Below are 2,697 nucleotides of genomic sequence, written 5' to 3' on the forward strand. Positions count from 1 at the left end.
AAATCATTTTCAAAAAATATTGACTCCTCGATAAATTTCATAAAAATCAGAAAAATATTATTTTTAAGAGCATTAATTGGTAGTTTTGAGACTGACTGCCGTTGCCACACATTTGAGAAAATCGTCACGAATTGAAAATCCTGAAAAAAATATTATTAGTAATTGGAATTTTTGCAATAGTCGGATTTGCTATTATTTGGGATATTGCTGACAGAGGACAATTCTACTCGAAACACATTCCGACTGACGAACTGAACGAATTTTATATGCACAAACGACCGAACAACAAGAAAAGGCGTTTGAAAAGCATTTCGGATTTGGAAAATATAAATTCCCAAGAGAACACGTTGCGAAAATTAAGCTGTTTAAGAATAACTTTCTAACGAGTCGTTTGACTTCCAAAACTGTGTCGGAATTGAATAAGGCTGATTTGATTACATTTTTCAATAATCCGAACAATTTCAATTGGTCAGAGACTACTTGGAATTTATCTGAATCGGAATATATTTTGAGATTTTATAACAAAGAAAACAAGGAAATAGGAAAGGTTTGGTTGTGTTTGGAAGGTTGTGGAATGACAGAATCGGAACCATTTTCACCGAATATGAAATATGGTGGATTAAGTAAAGTTGGAAAAGAAAATTTGAATTTTATATTAAACGAAATATTAACTGAATAAAAAAACGTGTGGCAACAACGTGTATAGCTCATTGCGGCTGAATTCCTAATCGGAATTCATTGCAATTTGCTATCTTTCGGTTACGCCGGAAAATCACAGCTGATTTTCCGCAACGAGCCATACACAAACCCGTTGTAAAACATTTATAAAAAACAAACTTTTGAAAATATTACTTAAATATATTGCTATTTTAAATTGTTTTGCACTTTACTCACAGGTAAATATTGAACCTGGTATTTATATAACTGAAGATAATCTACAATATATAACTATTGTTGATAATGATGATTTCGGTTATCAAACTTTTATTGGAACTTTACCATATATTTATTATAAAAAGAAAAGGAACCAATCATTCTGTGGAACTCACCTCTTTGAAATTGATAAAAAAGGATTTGGAAAATATAAACTAAGTGATAATAATTTAATACTGTCTTTCGAAAAAGATGAAAACCCTTTAGATAGTTTAAATATTAGTAAAGTTCCTACTAATCTAAATTCTGATACAACAACTATAACTTTTGAGATTAGAACCTACTCATATAAAGAATTGGAAAATGAATTCTTAGGAGTAAACATAAAATCAGAGGATGGAAGTTTTAATTTAGACACCGGTTTTGAAAATAAAAAATCAATAAAAATTCCAAAAAATAAATTTCCTATAACATTTACAATTAATGGCTTAAAAGATATAACCTTCGAAAAAATTAATGAGGATTATCTAGCATTATTATATTTCAATTCTACTAAAATGTGGGAATGTAAAAAATATGAGAAAATGAGTTTTGAATTTGATAAGTTAAAAAAAATTGAATAAAAACGTTTTACAACACCGTATATAGCTCATAGCTTGGCAGTTGCTTAGTTCAAAGTTAAGACTTGTTTGGAAAGTCGCCAAATTTTTAAATTTGACAACTTTCCAATAAAAAAATAAGTAGTAAATTTAAAAATCTGGCTTGTGCTAAACCGAAAAACAATTACTAATTTACACGCTACGAGCCATATACAAACACGTTGGCAAACATTTTGAATGACGAAAGAACTTCCATATCAAATTTTTATAAGAGAAAGTGAAAGACTTTTCAAAGAGGCTAAATCAAAGGATGAATTTGAATATGTGTGTGCATTAATAAATTTTAATGGAATGGGCGACCCAAGAGCTTTAAGCCACATTCACGAAAGCAGAGATTTATTCTTTCAAATGGTTGAATTAATTGAAAAATCTGAAAATAAGCACGAGCAAATCCGACTTTTACTTCTTCTTTATTGCCATATCTTCGAAATGGATGAATTTTACAATATCATTGGCAATATGTTGAGGATTACTCTTGGAGAAAGATATGGAGTTATGCTTTATAATTCACCTACTTCAACAACCGAACTTAAACCAGCAAACAAATTGGATAAATTAAAAAGTTTGGCGAAAAAAGCAGGATTTGAATTGCTAATTGACACAATTAAAAGCCTTTACTCAAGTCCTTTGAGAAATTCATTTTTTCATTCTTCATATTCATTAAGCGGAGATGATTATTTTATAGTTTCAGGAAAAGAATTAAAAATAAATGGAATGTCAAAAAGGATGGTAAGTTTGAGAGACTATATTCTACCACTTACTCAATCCACAGTAAACATAGCGGGTCACTTTTTTAATTTATTAAGAAGTTCAAGACTTGAATACAAGGAAAATAAAATTGTAATTGGACGATTAGAGCCAAATGGAGTTAAAATTGAAATTTTGGGACATCCCGAACGAGGTCTTTCTGGATTTCAAACAGTAATTGAATAAAAACGATTTGCCAACAATGGCTATAAGTAATTGCTTGTTCTCGCCTACTTCTGAAAATCCTTGCGGATTTTCAGTTTGGTGTGTACTTGCAAAGTTAAGTGCTAAACCACGCAACTACTCATAGCCCAACCGTTGTGCAAAATTTGAAAAAAATCTAATTTGTATAAAAATTTTAATAACATACATAGATTTATATTATTAATTTATTTATTAATGATTACATCTTGTAAGG

Annotated in this window: 3 protein-coding genes; all 3 read left to right on the forward strand. The window is 29.7% G+C overall.

Annotated features, from left to right (window positions below; genetic code table 11):
- The first annotated feature begins 415 nt into the window (after positions 1–415).
- Entirely contained in the window at positions 416–679 is a 264-nt protein-coding gene (locus ACFSQ0_RS02585; protein WP_379043697.1) for a hypothetical protein, read from the forward strand.
- Between the two features lie 160 nt (positions 680–839).
- Positions 840–1,496, forward strand: a complete 657-nt coding sequence (locus ACFSQ0_RS02590; protein ID WP_379043700.1) for a hypothetical protein — start codon at positions 840–842, stop codon at positions 1,494–1,496.
- A gap of 213 nt (positions 1,497–1,709) precedes the next feature.
- Positions 1,710–2,465: a hypothetical protein gene (locus tag ACFSQ0_RS02595; RefSeq protein WP_379043703.1), complete on the forward strand. Its 756-nt coding sequence runs from the start codon at positions 1,710–1,712 to the stop codon at positions 2,463–2,465.
- The last annotated feature ends 232 nt before the right edge of the window (positions 2,466–2,697 follow it).

Source organism: Mesonia sediminis, assembly GCF_042684705.1.
Taxonomy (GTDB): domain Bacteria; phylum Bacteroidota; class Bacteroidia; order Flavobacteriales; family Flavobacteriaceae; genus Mesonia; species Mesonia sediminis.